Source organism: Xanthomonas sp. Leaf148 (assembly GCF_001423585.1).
Classification (GTDB): domain Bacteria; phylum Pseudomonadota; class Gammaproteobacteria; order Xanthomonadales; family Xanthomonadaceae; genus Xanthomonas.
Genome location: NZ_LMOP01000014.1, coordinates 27251 through 44282, shown reverse-complemented (window position 1 = coordinate 44282; position 17032 = coordinate 27251). Strand labels below are relative to the sequence as shown.

10 protein-coding genes are annotated in these 17032 nt (G+C 64.1%); 5 read left to right on the top strand and 5 right to left on the bottom strand.

Going from position 1 to position 17032, the window contains the following annotated elements; translation table 11 throughout:
- Positions 1–10 precede the first annotated feature (10 nt).
- Both ASF90_RS23720 and ASF90_RS20695 read right to left on the bottom strand, forming a co-directional pair.
- Positions 11–352 (bottom strand): hypothetical protein, encoded by a 342-nt coding sequence (locus tag ASF90_RS23720; RefSeq protein WP_153066608.1) that lies wholly within the window; start codon positions 350–352, stop codon positions 11–13.
- 128 nt (positions 353–480) lie between these two features.
- Positions 481–1053: a hypothetical protein gene (locus tag ASF90_RS20695; protein ID WP_055854683.1), complete on the bottom strand. Its 573-nt coding sequence runs from the start codon at positions 1051–1053 to the stop codon at positions 481–483.
- A 156-nt stretch (positions 1054–1209) separates the two neighbouring features.
- Here ASF90_RS20695 and ASF90_RS20690 point away from each other — a divergent pair, with 156 nt between their 5' ends.
- The gene (locus tag ASF90_RS20690; protein ID WP_055854679.1) at positions 1210–1413 is read left to right on the top strand and encodes a YdcH family protein; all 204 of its coding nucleotides are present in this window, start codon (positions 1210–1212) and stop codon (positions 1411–1413) included.
- A 614-nt stretch (positions 1414–2027) separates the two neighbouring features.
- On the opposite strand, the gene ASF90_RS20685 is transcribed toward ASF90_RS20690, so the two are convergent.
- From ASF90_RS20685 to ASF90_RS20675, 3 genes are all read right to left on the bottom strand, one after another.
- The gene (locus tag ASF90_RS20685; RefSeq protein ID WP_055854676.1) at positions 2028–3008 is read right to left on the bottom strand and encodes a zinc-binding dehydrogenase; all 981 of its coding nucleotides are present in this window, start codon (positions 3006–3008) and stop codon (positions 2028–2030) included.
- A 742-nt stretch (positions 3009–3750) separates the two neighbouring features.
- The gene (gene plsB / locus ASF90_RS20680) at positions 3751–6423 is read right to left on the bottom strand and encodes a glycerol-3-phosphate 1-O-acyltransferase PlsB (protein WP_055854672.1); all 2673 of its coding nucleotides are present in this window, start codon (positions 6421–6423) and stop codon (positions 3751–3753) included.
- Complete coding sequence (locus ASF90_RS20675; protein ID WP_055854757.1) at positions 6423–7397, bottom strand: hypothetical protein; 975 nt, start codon at positions 7395–7397, stop codon at positions 6423–6425. Before ASF90_RS20675 ends, plsB begins: the two co-directional genes overlap by 1 nt.
- A gap of 406 nt (positions 7398–7803) precedes the next feature.
- On the opposite strand from ASF90_RS20675, the gene ASF90_RS20670 reads away from it, so the two are divergent.
- The 4 genes from ASF90_RS20670 (at position 7804) to ASF90_RS20655 (ending at position 17029) form a co-directional block, all read left to right on the top strand.
- Positions 7804–8856 carry a LacI family DNA-binding transcriptional regulator gene (locus ASF90_RS20670; protein ID WP_055854668.1) on the top strand — a complete coding sequence of 351 codons (1053 nt, stop codon included), beginning with the start codon at positions 7804–7806 and terminating at the stop codon, positions 8854–8856.
- A 166-nt stretch (positions 8857–9022) separates the two neighbouring features.
- Complete coding sequence (locus ASF90_RS20665; protein WP_055854665.1) at positions 9023–12058, top strand: TonB-dependent receptor; 3036 nt, start codon at positions 9023–9025, stop codon at positions 12056–12058.
- 316 nt (positions 12059–12374) lie between these two features.
- Positions 12375–15404, top strand: a complete 3030-nt coding sequence (locus ASF90_RS20660) for a TonB-dependent receptor (RefSeq protein WP_055854662.1) — start codon at positions 12375–12377, stop codon at positions 15402–15404.
- A 110-nt stretch (positions 15405–15514) separates the two neighbouring features.
- Positions 15515–17029: a tryptophan halogenase family protein gene (locus ASF90_RS20655; protein ID WP_055854658.1), complete on the top strand. Its 1515-nt coding sequence runs from the start codon at positions 15515–15517 to the stop codon at positions 17027–17029.
- The last annotated feature ends 3 nt before the right edge of the window (positions 17030–17032 follow it).

The following is a 17032-nucleotide window of genomic DNA, read 5'->3' as shown; positions in this document are numbered from 1 at the left end:
CTGACAGCCATCAACAGATCAGCCCACCTAATTCAACGACATCGTCGGGTTCCAATGGGAAGTCGAGATCCTGCTTGACGCATATTTCGCTATTTTTACGAAAGATATGAATGTCGACAATCCGATTTGCGCTGTCATCGAGGTCAATCAGGTGGAAGTACTTTCCGACATTCTCAGGATTTCCTTCGAATGGCTCAGCCAGCGGTTCTATCTTGGTGTTGAAATGCGCCTCATATTCCAAAATCGCTTCGCCGAGTGAGCGGGCTGTAGAGCGCAAGGCCAGATCCAGATGTGGACACAAGCTCCCTGTGTAGGTGAAACGCGAGTTTTTTGGGCCACAGAGAAACGGCATGGGCGTCTGCTTGAATGGTGTCCCGCACGCTGGTCGAAGCGCGGTGCGCTCTCTGTGATCTGCAGAGGTGCCGCGATGACGAACCAGCTAAGTGGCGACCGCGCACGGAACACGGCCGCCATGTGAAATCAAGGCACCCAGACCAGATTCATCAACTGCGGGTCGGCGGTCACCTTGACCAGCTTGCCGCTGGGGCCGAACTGAACCTGGTACTCGGCGAAGCTGTCGCGCCAGTAGCGCCACAACGAGGCTTCCAGATTCGGGTTCTCGCTGCTGATCGGGTAGCCGACCGCCATGAGCACCTGTTCGCGGGTCATGCCGCCGGTGAGCTTGCCGTCCACGATGGCCTGGCGGATCTTCGGCGGGAAGGTGGCGAGCTTGAGCTTGGGATCGGCGGTGACGATGTAGCGGGCGGCGAAGGCGGTGTTGTCCAGGTCGCGGCTGTAATCGTTGCCGATGGACTGCTTTTCGCCGGCGATCTTGAGGTTGACGCGGTTACGGCCAAAGCCGGTGACGCTGACCGGGGTGCCGACGGGGAGCACGCGCTTGCCGTCTTCGGCGTAGTTGCTGTCGCTGATCCAACTGCCGTCGGTGCGCAGGTTGCAGCACAGAAAGCCGTCGTACTTGGCCACATCGGCGGCCGAGGCCAGGTTGGCGGCGGTGAGCAGGCTCAGGGCCAGCAGGGAAGAACGCAAACGCATCGTAAAGACTCCTTTCTCGACGGCCGTGGCCGCGCGGCAATGATGGGGTGAGGCGCGCCGCCGTTATCCCCAACGACGCACACGCATTGTCGCAGCCTGCGGCCACTTGGCAAGCGCGGGTGACGCGGGTCGCCCGGGGTTGTGTATGCTCGGGGCGTGGAAACCCTCTCACCCGCCGAGATCGTCGAACAGATCGCCGAGTTGCGACGCACGCACCGTGCGTTGGACGACGAAATCCAGCGCATGCCCGCGAACCTGGAAGACGAGCTGCAGATGAAGCGCCTGAAGAAGCGCAAATTGCAGATCAAGGACTGCATTATTCGGCTGGAAATGGAGCTGGTGCCCGACGAGCCCGCTTGAGGCGTTGGGGGCTTTGCCCGGACCTGGACCTTCGTTGCGAGGGCAGGTGCGCTTGGACCCGCGCTTCGGTGTCAGGTGTCCGGCGATCCTTTACAGGCGCTGGTCTGGCGTGACCTAGGCTGATCGACTTTGTAGCAGTGGTGAAGCAGCACGCGGAGTGGACGCACCGTGCCTCGCAAGCCGTCCCCTCACCCCCAACCCCTCTCCCGCAGGCGGGAGAGGGGCTTCAGAGCAGCGATCGGCGGACTGCCTTCTCCCGCCTGCGGGAGAAGGTGCCCCGCAGGGGCGGATGAGGGGACGGGCGCGATTCGAATCGGTTTACAGGTTTGAATTTGTCTACGGACATGGGGCCCGATTTCGGTCCTTCTGCTGCACCTTCTGCTGCCCGGCGCTGCTCCTGCCCTGTTCCGGATTTGAGTGCAGATGCAGTTGGGTGTGGATTCGGATTGGAGTACAAAAGCGAGTGCGGCGTCGGTCGTGGTCGCCACAGATTCCTACCCTGGCCGCGTTGTTCCACTCTGGCCGCAGTTGCTCTACTTCGGCCGCACACGGACTGCTCCGATCACGACCAGCCCCGAACCTCCTGACACTCTTTTTGCTAAGCCACGCGCCTGTCAGCCAGCACGCAACAGGATCTTGCCGCGCCGGCCTGGCTCGTCACTTGCCGCCGCCGCCTTGGCCGCATCTTTCAGGTCGAACACCGCTTCCACCGGCAAGACCAGGCTGCCATCGACGGCGGCCTTCAACAGCTCGCCGATCATGCGGCGCTTGTCCTCTGATTTTGTGGCCTGCATCACCTTACTGCCCCAGAAGCCGCGCACGGTCGCCTGCTTGAAAATCACATCGCCGCTGGAGATCTGCAGCGGCTCGCCGGTCATCGACCCGAACGACACCAGCTCGCCGCCTTCGGCCAGCAGCCCCATCAAGTCGCCGGCAGCACTGCCGGCGACCGAATCGACGGCGCGGATGATCGGCGCATCGCCGGCCAGCGCGCGCACGGTGTCCTGCCAGCCGTCCTGCGCGGTGGAAACAGCATTGCCGATGCCCAGCGCCTTGAGTTCGTCCACGCCCGCATCGCGGCGGACCAGGTTGATCACGTTGATGCCGCGTGCGGCGGCAAGCATGGCCACGGTCTTGCCGACGGCGCCATTGGCGGTGTTCTGCACGATCCAGTCGCCTTTTTCCACGCGCAGGAATTCGATCAGCATCAGGGCGCTCAGGGGCATGGCGATCAACTGGCAACCGCGGTCGTCGTCCAGTGCGTCGGGCAGCGGGACCACGCCGGCTGCATCGGCCAGGAAATACTCGGCCCAGCTTTCGTGGACGCCGGCCGCGACCACGCGCTGCCCGGTCTGCAGGCCTTCCACGCCCTCGCCCAGGGCGTCAATGACGCCGGCCCCTTCGCTGCCACCGATCGCCGGCAGTTCCGGCTTGTAGCCGTAGTTGCCGCGCACGGTCCACAGGTCGTGGTTGTGGATGGGTGAGCGGCGCATGGCGATGCGCACCTGCCCCTTACCGGGCTGCGGCACGGGCCGCTCGCCGAGTTCAAGCACCTTGGCGGGATCGCCGAATTGGGTATGGATGGCTGCGCGCATGGAATCTCCTGCCAAGCGCATCCGCATTGCGATGCGCTCGATCACTGTAAAAGGTGGTTCGATGCTATCGACATGCGCGCAAGCGGCTGATGAAACGAACGCAACTGTTGTGTGAAATCGTGGGGTGCTGCGGATCTATGTCTGGTGAGGGGCGATGTGCTGCATGGCTGCATGGTTACCTGTAGCCGTACCCTCATCCGGCGCTACGCGCCACCTTCTCCCGGTGGGAGAAGGAGTCATCGGGTCGTGGGATAGGGAGCGAATCGATGTGTGGTGAGGGGTGATGTGCTGCATGGCTGCACGGTTGCCTGCAGCCGTACTCTCATCCGGCGCTATGCGCCACCTTCTCCCGGTGGGAGAAGGAATCATCGGGTCGTTGGATAGGGTGCGAATCGATGTGTAGTGAGGATCGATGCGCTGCATGGCTGCATGGTTGCCTGCAGCCGCACCCTCATCCGGCGCTGTGCGCCACCTTCTCCCGGTGGGAGAAGGAGTCACCGGGTCGTTGCTGCAGGTGGGGTGCCTTGATGCCGCGCTGGTGTTTTGTCTATGCCGCGCGCGTGTCGTGTCTCTGCCGCGCTGTCCCGCTTCAGCGGCAACACCGCGTTCGATTTGCGGCGGCCGCACTGCGGCGCGCGATGTCGCACCATTTCCAACTCGACCGAACGGGAACAGTGCGTCATCGCCAAGCATTGCCGCGCGCTTTGCCACGCGCGCGGCTCTTACCGCCAAGACCGCCGCCTCACTCCGGCGGCAACACCACATCCGGTTTCACCGCTTCCGGGCTGACCCGCTCGATGGTGTGGCGCAGTTCGCGGCCGAGGATGAACTTGGCATCCTTGGCCCATGCATCCAGCCGCTCATCGAACAGCAACTTGCTGTTCTCGTCCGGCCAGACCAGGCGCAGTTCGCGCAGTTTCTGGATGAAGCTGCGGAACAGGGTCTTGTCGAAGAACTCCGGCGCGGCAGGTGCATACAACAGGCTCAAACGCTGCGCCGCCTGTTGGCACAGGCTTTCCAGTTCGCCAGCGCCGAGCACGCCGGGGCCGTTCTTCACCAGCACCGAAATGGCGATGTAATAGCGCTCGAATGCCTGTTGCAGCGAGTGGCCAATCGCGCGCAGACGGAACACTTCATCGGTCTGCCCGGTGTTGCGGGTCAGGATGCCGCCGTCGTCTTCGGTGACATTGAGTAGCAGGCCTTCGCGCACGAACATGTCGATGGTCTGTTCGATGCGTTCGGCAAAGCGGTCTTCGCTCCACGGCAGGAACAGCTCGGCCTGCAGGAACGGGTAAACCGTGCGACCCAGCCGGATCAGACCGGCGCGGCTCATGCGGCGGTTGTTCTGGAAGCAGCACGCCACCCACGACGATGCGGTGAACAAATGCAGCACGTTGTTGCGGAAGTAGCTCAGCAGCACCGCGGTATCGCCGCTGACGCTGAGCACATCGCCCAGCGGGTGCGACACGCGCGTGAGTACGTTGATCTCTTCGGCATGAGTGATGATGCGTGCCGGGGTATGCGGAGTCACCGTGACGCGGTCCGAATACGGCATCTCCGCCAGCAGTTTCTTGCACAACTCGATCTGCGCGATCAGATCCGCCTCGCCCATCGCGTGCTTGGGCGTGGACAGCAGCGCCAGCGCCAGCAGGTTGATCGGGTTGACGTCGGCCGCGCAGTTGATGCGGGTCTGGATCTGCGTGGACAAGGTATCCACCGCCGGTGCCAGCCAGCTGGGTTTGGCATCTTCCGGCAGCGGCTGGCCGTCCCAATCCGGGGCGTGCTTGGCCAGCACGTCGTTGAGCGCGATCGGCTCGCCGAAGTTCACCACCACCTGGCCGTAGTTCTGCTTGAGCACCTTGGGGATCGACCACAGCAGGCCCCAGATGGATTCTTTTTCCTTGGGCCGGCCGGTGAGCTCGTCCAGATAGCTGTTGCCTTCCATCAGCTTCTCGTAACCGATGTAGACCGGCTGGAACAGCACCGGCTTGCGCGGCTGACGCAGATAAGCGCGCAGCGTCATCGCGATCATGCCGCCCTTTGGCTGCAACAGACGCCCGGTGCGCGAGCGTCCACCTTCGACGAAGTATTCGATCGAATAGCCGCCGGCCACCAGCTGCGCGACGTATTCGCTCAGCACCGCCGAATACAGCGCATTGCCGCGGATGCTGCGGCGGATGAAGAACGCGCCGCCCTTGCGCAGCAGCGTGCCCACCACGGGCAGATTGAGGTTGATGCCGGCCACGATGTGCGGCGGCACGATGCCGCGTTCGTACAGCAGGTAGCTCAGCAGCAGGTAATCCATGTGGCTGCGGTGGCTGGGCACGTACACCACTTCGTGTCCGGGCGCGGCCTGCTTGAGCTTGTCCAGGTGATGCACCAGCACGCCAGCGTAGATGCGATTCCACACATGGGTGAGCAGGAAACTGGCCGAACGCACCACCGGGCTGGAATAGTCGGCGGCGATTTCCCACGCATAGGCATGCGCCTTGCGCCAGGCATCGACCGGCTTGGAGTTATCGCGCTTGGCCTGGGTGGCGATGGCTTCGCGTACCGAGTCGGCGGCCAGCACCTGGTCCACCAGCAGACGGCGGGTGGACAGATCCGGCCCGATCACCGCCTCGCGGATCCGCCGGAAATGCGTACGCAACACGCGCTGCAACTTGCGCAAGGTGCGCTCGGGCGGCAGACCTTCGGCCATGGTCTGGCGCAGCGAGATCGGCGGGGCGAAACGCACGATGGTGGTGCGGCCATTGAGCAGCACCGCCAAAAGACGGCGGAACCGGCCGACCAGCGCCCAGTTTTCCGAAAACAGCACCGCAAACCAGCCGCTCTGCTTGTCCGGTGCGCGCCCGACGAAGATCGACACCGGCACCAGATGCACGTCCAGATCGGCGCGCACCCGATGCGCCTGCAGCAGCTTGGCCAGCGAGTCGGAGTGGGTCTTGCCGCCGCGCTGTTCGGGAATCAGCGAATTGCTGCTGCTACGCCGCGACAGCGCCAGATAGGCGCGCTTGCGCTGCAGCGGGTCGCCCGGCAGCGGCACCAGGGGCGACGGTAGGCCGGCCTCGCGGCAGGCCTTGTCCAGGATCAGGGCGCTGGACAGACCGTAGTCCTCCAGCACGTAAACCACCTGGGTGCCGTCGTCGTAGCGGGCGAGCGGTTCCGGCTCGATGGTCAGGCTCAGCCACGGGTCGGCCAGGCGCCCGAGCAGGCGCGCCCACCACGGGCGCTTGGCCTGACGTGCAGTGGCCAGCATCGGCGCTGTCGACGCCGATGCTTCCGGCGGCACCGGGGCGGCGGTGGGCAACGGCAGGGCGGCCGCGCTCGCGCCGGGGTCGGCAGCGACCGGGGTGGTCGGGGCAGGCTGGCCGTCCGGAAACGGCAGGGGGTTCTGTTCTGGCATCGCGGTCATTATCGCCCAGCCGGGCGTTGCCCGGCGTCTGGGGCCGGTACAGGCGGCAGCAGCGCCGTATCGGGGCCTGCCGCAGCATCGGGTAAGGGCTTGGCCGGCATGGCGTCGAGCAGCGCCTGTATCTCGTTCTGGGTCTGCTGCTGGTACCAGTGCCCATCGCGCTTGATCAGCGCCACGGTCAGGTCGATGGCGTGCGCCGCCAGCGGATAGCGCAGCCGCACCTGGGCGCTATCGCCGTCCTGCTTGATCAAGCCGGTGCGCAGCGCGTCCAGGCTGGTGTCGATCGACAGGTCGTAGCGCTCCAGCACCTTCTTGCACGCCGCCCAGAACGGCCCCAGCCGGCGCAGGCTTTCTTCCATGCCTAGCCGTTGCAGGTCGGCGTCGGAGGTGATGCCGGTGGCGCGGGCCGCGGCCACCAGGTCGGCGATGCTGGCCTTGGCGCGCGGGCGATCGGCCAGCGGCGCGGTGGCCGCCCAGGCGCTCAGCGCGTCGACCAATTGCACGTAATGGGCGCGCTGCTCGGGCTGGTAATCGCTACGGCTGCGCAGGTACTGCACACCGAACTGGCCCAGCGACTGCGCGGCCTGGGCGATGCCGCGCGACTGCCCGGCCAGCTGCGCGTCGAAGGCCTGCTGCAGGCGGCGCTCGGCATCGGGTGCCGACAACGACCCCAGCAGCGCACCGACTTCGTTGGGCAGCGGCAGCTCGGTCAGCGGCCAGCGGCTGGCACCGCTGCGCCAGGCCGCTTCCAACTGGGTGTATTGCGCAGGCGTCACCCGGATCCGCGCATAGGCGACCAGATCGTTGCGGCGCAACGGCAGGGTCATCGACTGCATCGCGGCGGCGGGCTCGGCATTCGCACCGGGCAAAGGGGCAGCAGTGTCGTTGCGCTGGCAGCCGCCAATGCACAGCGCAGCCAGCAGCACCCACGCAATGGACTGACACCGGCCGGCGCGGACGGTAAATGGCGACATGCGCACGATGTTCCCCTGATCGATCGGCGCATCTTGCTGTCTGAATGCACTGGCGGCAAGGCGCGACGCTGCCGTACGCAAAGGTATGGGCCAAAGATGTTAGGTTTTCGTGGTTTCCTGCACGATGTCAGCCGGTGTCCGACATTGGCTGCTGTTGTCTTACTCGGACAACTTTGTCCACCCACCAGGTCGCAGCCCTTGTCCCAGCTATGTTTGACCCAATGGTGCGGCGCATCATGTAAGCGCTTGCAGTTCCTGCTAGCGTGCGCGCCATCTCGCTTCGAGGTCGCCATCGGATGGGGCCGATGACATTCATGAGCCTGTGCGACACGAACGTTCTGCGCCAGCAGACCGTGCGCCCTGTGCTGGCGTACGGTCGCCACCGCCTTGTTTTGGAGAAAGCGCCATGAGTCGGCCCCGTTCGGAAGGCGGCAGCGTCACCATCAAGGATGTGGCGCGCGAGGCGCAGGTGTCGGTGGCCACGGTGTCGCGCACCATGAACGGGCATCAGCACGTGGCCGAGTCGGTCCGCGAGCGCGTGCTGCAGGTGGCGCGGGCGCTGAATTACATTCCCCACCACGCTGCGCGTAGCCTGAGCAGCCGTCGCACCCACACCATCGGGGTGGTGTTGCCGGATCTGCATGGCGAGTTCTTTTCCGAATTGATCCGCGGCATCGACCAGGTGGCGCGCGACCAGGGCTACCACTTGTTGGTGTCCAGTTCGCACGGCGACCCGCAAGCGCAGCGGCGCGCCCTCGAACGCCTGCCCGGGCGCGTGGATGGCGTGGTGGTGATGTCGCCGTCGCTGGGCGATTCGGGCGTGCACGAAGACGCATTGCCCGGCGGCCTGCCGGCGGTGCTGCTCAACTGCGCCGGCCGCGCCAGCCAGCGCCCGGTGCTCAATGTCGACAACTACGGCGGCGCGCGGGTGATGACGCGCCACCTGCGCGACAGCGGCCACCGCCGCATTGCCTTCATCGCCGGCCCCGCCGACAACTTCGACGCGCACGAGCGCCTACGGGGCTATCGCGACGAGCTGGCGCTGGATGCGGATGCGCAGCCGTGGGTGCTTCCCGGCAACTTCGATGAGGAATCCGGCTACCGCGCCGGCCAGACGCTGGCGCAGGACGTGCATCCGGATGCGGTGTTCGCCGCCAACGACATGATGGCGCTGGGCTGCCTGTTCGCGCTCGGCCATGCCGGGTTGAAGGTGCCGCAGGACATCGCGCTGGCCGGCTTCGACGATGTGCCGATGGCGCGTTACGTGTTGCCTGCGCTGACCACCATGCGGGTGGATATCGCCGGGCTGGGCGCGCGTGCGCTGCGCTTGCTGCTGGGCCAGCAGTTGGTGGATGCACCCGCACCGCCGGCCGATGCGGCGCCGCCGGCGTTTTCGGAAATGGTGCCTGAGCTGATCGTGCGTGCGTCCAGCGCGCCGCGCGCCTCGCCTGGCGGCTGACACCATGCGCCACGTCGCATCTTCACGAATTCTTTGCAGTTTCTTATGCTTTTTATAACGCCTGTCGTTTGTTTGTTGCCGTTCTGCTGTCTTTGAAACAACGCACTACCCGCGCCACGCCGACCACTTTGCCGGTACGCGCCTGACCCCTGGGAGGGGGAAAGTCATGAAGACCTACCGCACCGTGTCCACCCTGCCGGCACGCAGCCTGTTGTGCTGCGCCCTCGCCGCTTCGTTGTTGTCCGCCGCTCCGGCGATGGCCCAGTCCAGCAATGCCACATTGCGCGGACAGGTGACCACGTCCCAGGCGGGCACCACCGTGACCGCGACCAATGTCGCCAGCGGCGCGGTGCGACGAGTGACCACCGGTACGGACGGGACTTATGCGCTGGTCGGCCTGCCGCCGGGCACCTACAAAGTGGATGCCGGCCCGGGCACCGAAAAGACCGTGACCCTGTCGGTGGCCTCCTCGGTCAGCCTGGACCTGGGCAGCGGCGATGCGACGGCCACGGCGCCGGCCGGCGACGCCACCACGCTGGACGCGGTGCAGGTCACCGCCACCACGCTGCAGGAGGTCAAGACCTCCGAGGTGGGCACCAATATCTCGTTGAAGCAGATCAACACGGTGCCGCAGCTGACGCGCAACTTCCTGGAATTTGCCGACACCGTGCCGGGCATGCAGTTCGAGACCGATGCCAACGGCAACAGCCGCATCCGCGGCGGTGCGCAGGCCAGTTCGGCGGTCAACGTCTATATCGATGGCGTGGGCCAGAAGAGCTATCTGTTCGGCGGCGTCTCCGGCCAGCAGCAGAGCGCGGGCAACCCGTTCCCGCAGTTGGCGATCGGCGAGTACAAGGTCATCACCTCCAACTACAAGGCCGAGTTCGACCAGGTCGGGTCGGCGGCGATCGTGGCGTCCACCAAGTCCGGCGGTAACGAATTCCACGGCGAGATCTTCGGGCGCACCACCAACACCGATTTCCGCGCCCGCCAGGCCGACGAGCGCGCCGGCGCGCCCAACGCCGACGGTGAAAAGCGCAAGACGCACCAGGACGAATACGGCTTTGCGCTGAGCGGGCCGATCGTCCAGGACAAGGCGCACTTCTTCTTCAGCTACGAAGGCAAGGGCTTTGAAGTCTCGGCCAACCCGGTTGCGGTGCCGGACGCCTTCAGCGCACTGCGCGACGATTTGCCGGCCGGCGTGCAAAGCCGGCTGGGCTCGGTCACCCGTCCGTTCAACGAAGACCTGTACTTCGGCAAGATCGATTGGGACATCGGCGACAACGACCGCCTGGAGCTCACCGCCAAGGTGCGCGACGAAGAAAGCCGCGACAGCGTGGGCGACCAGAACACCGCCATCGCCGCCAAGACCAATCTCAATTCCGAAGAACGCTACGACCTGCGCTGGCAGCATTTTGGCGAGAACTACGTCAACGAAGCGCGGGTGTCGTATGAAGACGTGCTGTTCAACCCGACCGCCTACACCATCGGCAGCCAGACCGTGTACACGCGCGGCGTCGCCGAAGACGATGTGCTGCTCAACGACGATGCCACCAGCGGCCTGGCGATTCAGCGCAAGGGACAAAAAGGCCCCAGCTTCCAGAACGACCTGACCTTCAACAACATCGAGTGGCACGGCAGCCACGTCATCAAGATGGGCGTGAAGTACAAGGAAGTGGAGTTGACCCAGAGCGAAAACTCCGCGGCCAACCCGTCGTTCTACTACGCGGTGACCGATGGCGCAGGCACCGCGTCCATTCCCTACCAGGTGCGCTTCAATCTGCCGTTTGCCGGCGCCGCGCCGTCGGTGACCACCACCAGCAAACAGCTGGGCCTGTACCTGCAGGACGATTGGGACGTCAACGACAAGTTGCAGTTGAACATCGGTGTGCGCTGGGATGGCGAAAAGATTCCGTCCTACCTGGACAACGTGACCCCGCCGGAAGTGATCGCCGCATTGAACGGCCCCGGCACCAACCCGGCGGTCAGCGCCACCTATGCCGAACAACTGGCCAAGGGTGGCGTGAACATCAACGACTACATCAGCAACGGCCGTAATCGCAAACAGGACAACAACAATTTCGCGCCGCGCCTGGGCTTTTCCTACGACTTCCGTGGCGACGAATCGCTGGTGCTGTTCGGTGGCGCCGGGCGCAGCTACGACCGCAATCTGTTCGACATCATGGGCCTGGAGCAGGTCAAGTCGGCGCTGTCGCAGTACACCGTCCGCTTTGTCGAATCCTCCGCTTGCACCCCGGCTGCCGGCACCTGCACCAACTTCAATCCGTCCTTTGTCAGCAACCCGGACAGCCTGGGCGGCCTGGTCAATGCACGTGTGCGCAACGGCGAGATCGACCTGCTCAACAACGATCTGAAAACGCCGTATTCGGACCAGTACTCGCTCGGCCTGCGCACGCGCGTGGGCGAGTGGAGCAACTCGGCGACGGTGTCGTACATCCACAGCAAGGACGGTTTGATCTTGACCTTGGGCAATCGCTTTCCCAATGGCGATTTCTTCCAGGCCGGTGCGCAGCCGTGGACCCAGCCGCCGCAGGGCTTCGGCAACCTGATCATCGGCAACAACGGTGTCGAAACCAAGACCGCGCAGCTGCTGTTGTCCACCGACAAGGCCTACACCAAGGAAAGCGGCTGGGGCCTGACCGCCGCCTACACGTTCTCGCACGCACGCGGTAACCGCGGCAACGACGATCAGTACGGCTTCGATGCGGCGACGATCGCCAACTACCCGTTCCTGGATCTGAACTCGGTGCCGCGCCACCGGCTGGTGCTCACCGGCATCTACGATCTGTTCTGGGGCATCAGCGCCTCGGCCAAGCTGACCCTGGCTACGGTGGCGCCACGCAACGAAGCGGTGTCGTTCGATCAGTACGGCGGCCCGACATCGGACAACATCCGCATCGTGTCGGTGGATGCACCGGGCGGCAAGTTCCTGGCCGGCGGCGACATCTTCGGCACGCGTCAACTGGATCTGTCGTTGTCCAAGGACATGCATGTCACCGATGCACTCACCGTGCAGGTGCGTGGCGATCTGATCAATGCGCTGAACTTCCGCAACTACGACCAGTACGCCATCGACTGGGGCAATGCCGGCGTGTATAGCCCGCGCGTGAGCATCAACCAGTACGGCGCGATCTCCACCCCGCCCCGTACCTTGTTCATGAGCGCCCGCATCATCTGGTAAGCCGGCCCGGCGATCTGCACCACCGACTGGTGCAGATCGCAGGTGTCGCACGCTTCTGTTTCCCGCGCACGGAGATCGCGCCGTTCTGGACTGGTAACGCTTACTGGTTCGGTGCGACGCATGCCGCGACGCATGCCGTATAGCGCGCGCACCTAAGCGCTGCGCCCCCGCAACGTTTGCGCCTTTGCCGTTTTTGTTTGCAGTTGCTGTTGTTTGTTGCGTTGTCCGTTGTCCCGTATCACTCACATCAAAGTACCAACCTCGACGCGCCAGTCACTCCACTGGTTCGCGCTTTACCCCTGGGAGGGGGAAAGTCATGAAGAAGCACCGCACCGTCTCCACCCTGCCGGCACGCAGCCTGTTGTGCTGCGCCCTGGCCGCCTCGTTGTTCGCCACTACCCCGGCCATGGCCCAGTCCAGCAACGCCACGTTGCGCGGCCAGGTCGCTTCCGCGCAGAGCGGCAGCGAAGTCGTCGTCACCAATATCGCCACCGGCTCGGTGCGTCGTGCGCCGGTCAATGCGAACGGCAACTACACCATCGTCGGGTTGCAGCCGGGTACCTACAAGGTCGAGTCCAACGGCGTCAGCCGCACGGTGACCTTGTCGGTGGCCTCCAGCGCCACTGTCGACCTGGGCACCGAGACGGCTGCACCGGCCGGCGATGCGACCACGCTGGAGACGGTGACGGTCAGCGCGCCGATGATTCGCGACGTCAAGACGTCCGAGGTGGGGAACACGGTGTCGCTGCGCCAGATTCAGCAGTTGCCGCAAGCCACGCGCAACTTCCTGGAGTTTGCAGACACAGTGCCAGGCATGGTGTTCACCATAGACCAGGATGGCAATACCAAACTGCGCGGCGGCGCGTCCAATGCCAGTTCCAGCAATCTGTATATCGATGGCGTGAGCCAGAAGAGCTACGTTTCCGGCGGCGGCATTGCCGGTCAGGACGAGACGCAGGGCAATCCGTTCCCGCAACTCGCCATCGGCGAGTACAAGGTGATCACCTCCAACTACAAAGCCGAATACGGCCAGATCAGTGGCGCAGCCATCACTGCGGCTACCAAGTCCGGCACCAACGAGTTCCATGGCGAGGCGTTCTATCGCTTCACCAACCAAGATCTGCGCGAGAAACGCCCCGACGAGGAAAACGGCAAAGTCGATTCGCAGACTAAGGAATACGGCTTTGCGATCGGCGGCCCGCTGATCCAGGACCGCATGCATTTCTTCTTTGCCTACGAAGGTAAGGACAACGTGGCGCCCAAGAGCGTGCAGCCAAGTGCGGAGGCATCCCCGTTCATCGGCCTGCTGCCGTCCAATCTTCGCGATCAGTACGGCGCGTCCAACATGCCGTTCACCGAAGACCTGTACTTCGGCAAGATCGACTTCGAACCGACCGATAACGATCGCATCGAGCTAGCAACGCAATACCGCGACGAAACCCAGGTCAGTAACGTCGGCGGTCAGAACGCGCCCGACCGCGCGGTGGACAAGATCAACAAGGACAAGCGCACCAGTCTGCGCTGGCAGCATAGTGCCGACAGCTGGTTCAACGAAGCCATCCTCACCACCGAGGATTCGCGCAACGTGCCAACCCCGCGCGGCACCGGCAACGGGTCCATCTACACCTACATCGACCGTACCGAGGCAGATCCGCGCCAATGGGTGTTTCTCAATACCGGGGCTGCCAGCGGCGAGGACTTCAAACTACGTAGCCAGAAAGGCTGGTCGTTCCAGAACGATCTGACCTTCAATGCGCTGCAGTGGCATGGCGAGCACACCATCAAGACCGGTGTGACCTATCGCGACATCAAGCTGACATCGCGCGAGTCCAGTTCGCTCAACCCGCAGTTCAGCTATGAAGTCGGCCAGAATGGCATCGCACCGGTGCCGTTCCAGGTGCGCTATATCCGCGCGTTCGACAATCCCGGCCAGTTGCCGGTGGTGGAGTCGCCGTCCAAGCAGTACGGCATCTACCTGCAGGACGATTGGGCGGTAAACGACAAGCTGATGCTCAACATCGGCGTACGTTACGACTACGAAGACACACCTGCGTACACCGACTTCGTGACGTCGCAGCCGTTTGTGGACGCGTTGTATTCGGACGATCCGGCCAACCCGGGTCAGCCCTGGGCCAACCGCCTGCTGCCCAGCGGCATCAACGTGGCCGACTACATCAGCACCGGCAACAACCGCAAGAACTTCAAGGACGCCTGGGCGCCGCGCTTCGGCTTCTCGTATGACTTCTTCGGCGACGAGAGCGCGGTACTGCATGGCGGTGCCGGTCGCTCGTACGATCGTAACCTGTTCGAGCAGCTCGCACTGGAATCGGTCAAGGCAGCGTTGTCGCCGGTGGTGGTCTACTTCAGTGATGCGGCCAGCGGGCAGCCCTGCTTCCGCGACGACCGCGCCTGTGCGCCCTGGAATCCAGCGTTTCTCACTGGCATCGATCAACTCAACGCGATCCCGGGTACCAGCGACAGCTCCGAGCTTTTCATGTTCAAGAACAAGCTCAAGACGCCGTACAGTGATCAGTACAGCATCGGTATCAGCAACCAGGTGGGCGACTGGCTAACCGATGTCACCTTCCAACGCGTGCTGGCTTACGACGGCCTGGTGATGAGCCTGGTCAACCGCTACCCGAACGGTGCGTATTTCGACGCCAATGGCAGCGTGCCGTGGGGCGAGCCGGTACCGGGTTACCGCAACACCATCCTGGGCTACAACGGTCTTGAGCAACGCAGCAGCCAGGTGTTGCTGTCGGCCGAGAAGCCTTACACCAAGGAATCGGGCTGGGGCTTGAACCTGTCCTACACCCACACCAGCGCGCGCCAGAACCGCACCATCGACGAGCCCTTCGCGTTCGACAAGGCCACCATCCGCGATTATCCGTTCGTGAAGTCCGATGCCGTGTCGGCACATCGCTTCGTCGCATCCGGCTCCATCGATGGCCCGTGGGGCGTGACCTTCGGTGCCAAACTCGTGCTGGCAACGCCAGAGCCCATCAACACGATCGCCTGCTACGGCTTCACCGACCCCGATGGTGGTACCTGCCAGGCAGTAGGCGTTACCCCGCCAGGCAATGGCAAGTTCCTGCTCGGTGGCAAGATCTGGGGCTACCGCACCGTGGACCTGCAGGCCAACAAGGAGTTCACGGTAGTGGGCGACTTTAAGCTCAACGCACGCATCAACGTGCTCAACGCCTTCAACTTCAAAAACTTCACCCAGTATCAGTACAACAGCTTCGGCAGCGATGGTCGCCTGCAGCCTGATATCACCGTGGTCGACAACGGCGAAATCAGCTACGTGCCACGCAGTATCGTGCTGGAAGTTGGCGCAAAGTTCTGATGCAGCCCAACGCCATATGCCTGCGCTGTGCTGGCATATGATCCGAACGGGGCCAACTGGCCCCGTTCGCTTGTTGGCGGTTTCCACTTTCGTACAGGCTCGAACGCAACATGATCCCCGCTCCACTTCGCAACATCGTCATCGTCGGTGGCGGCACCGCCGGCTGGATGGCGGCCGCCGCCTTCGCGCGCGTGCTTGGCCCAACCTTCAACGTGCAGCTGATCGAGTCCGAGCAGCTCGGCACCGTGGGTGTCGGCGAAGCCACCGTGCCGCACATCAAGGCCTTCAATAACCTGCTCGGCATCGATGAGGCCGAGTTCGTGCGCCAGACCCAGGGCAGCTTCAAGCTGGGGATCGAATTCGTCGACTGGCAACGCCCGGGCAGCGCGTATATCCATGGTTTCGGCACACAGATCGGCCATCCGCTCGGGCTGCTGCCATTCCATCAATACTGGATCAGGCAACAGCTACGCGGCAAAGCGCAGCCGTTGGGCGCGTACACGCTCAATACCGTGGCCGCCGCGCGCGGCAAGTTCATGACCTCGGCCGGCGATGTACCGGCCACCTCGCCGCTGGCCAACATCGCCTACGCGTATCACTTCGATGCCTCGCTGTACGCGCGCTTCTTGCGCGGGTTTGCCGAAGCGCGCGGTGTGCGCCGCATCGAAGGCATGGTGGAGCAGGTGCAACTGCACCCCGAGTCGGGCCATGTGGTGTCGTTGCAACTGGCGTCCGGCCAGGTCATCGCCGGCGACCTGTTTATCGATTGCTCGGGCTTTCGCGGCCTGTTGATCGAAGACGCGTTGCACACCGGCTACCACGACTTCACCCACTGGCTGCCGTGCGATCGCGCGCTGGCCGTGCCCTGCGAAAAGATCGGCCCGCCCACGCCGTACACGCGCTGCACCGCGCGCGCAGCAGGCTGGCAATGGCGTATCCCGCTGCAGCACCGCACCGGCAACGGCTACGTGTATTCCAGCGCGCACATCAGCGACGACGAAGCCGCGGCCAGCTTGCTCGCCAACCTGGATGGCACGCCCTTGGGCGACCCGCGCCCGCTGCGCTTCACCACCGGCCGGCGCAAGCAGTGCTGGAACCGCAATGTGGTCGCGCTGGGCCTGGCCAGCGGTTTTCTGGAACCGCTGGAATCCACCAGCATCCATCTGATCCAGTCCGGTATTTCCAAGTTGCTGGAGCTGTTCCCGCGGCAAGGCATCAGCCCGGTGCTGGTGCAGCGCTACAACGACCGGCTGGCGTTCGAGTTCGACCGCATCCGCGATTTCCTGCTGCTGCACTACCACGCCACCGAGCGCGACGACAGCGCGTTCTGGCGGCACTGCCGGACCATGCCGATCACCCCCGAGCTGCAGGCCACGCTGGACCTGTTCCGCGACAGCGGGCGGTTCTATCGCAATGCCGAAGAGATGTTCGCCGAGATCAGCTGGGTGCAGGTGATGGTGGGACAAGGCATCCTGCCGACCGGCTACCACCCGCTGGTGGACCAGGTACCGGACACCGACGCCGAAGGCTTCCTGGCCAGCGTGGCGCAGACCATCAGCCACTGCGTGGACGTCATGCCGACCCACCAGCAGTTCATCGACCGCTATTGCAAGGCGGTTTCATAAGTG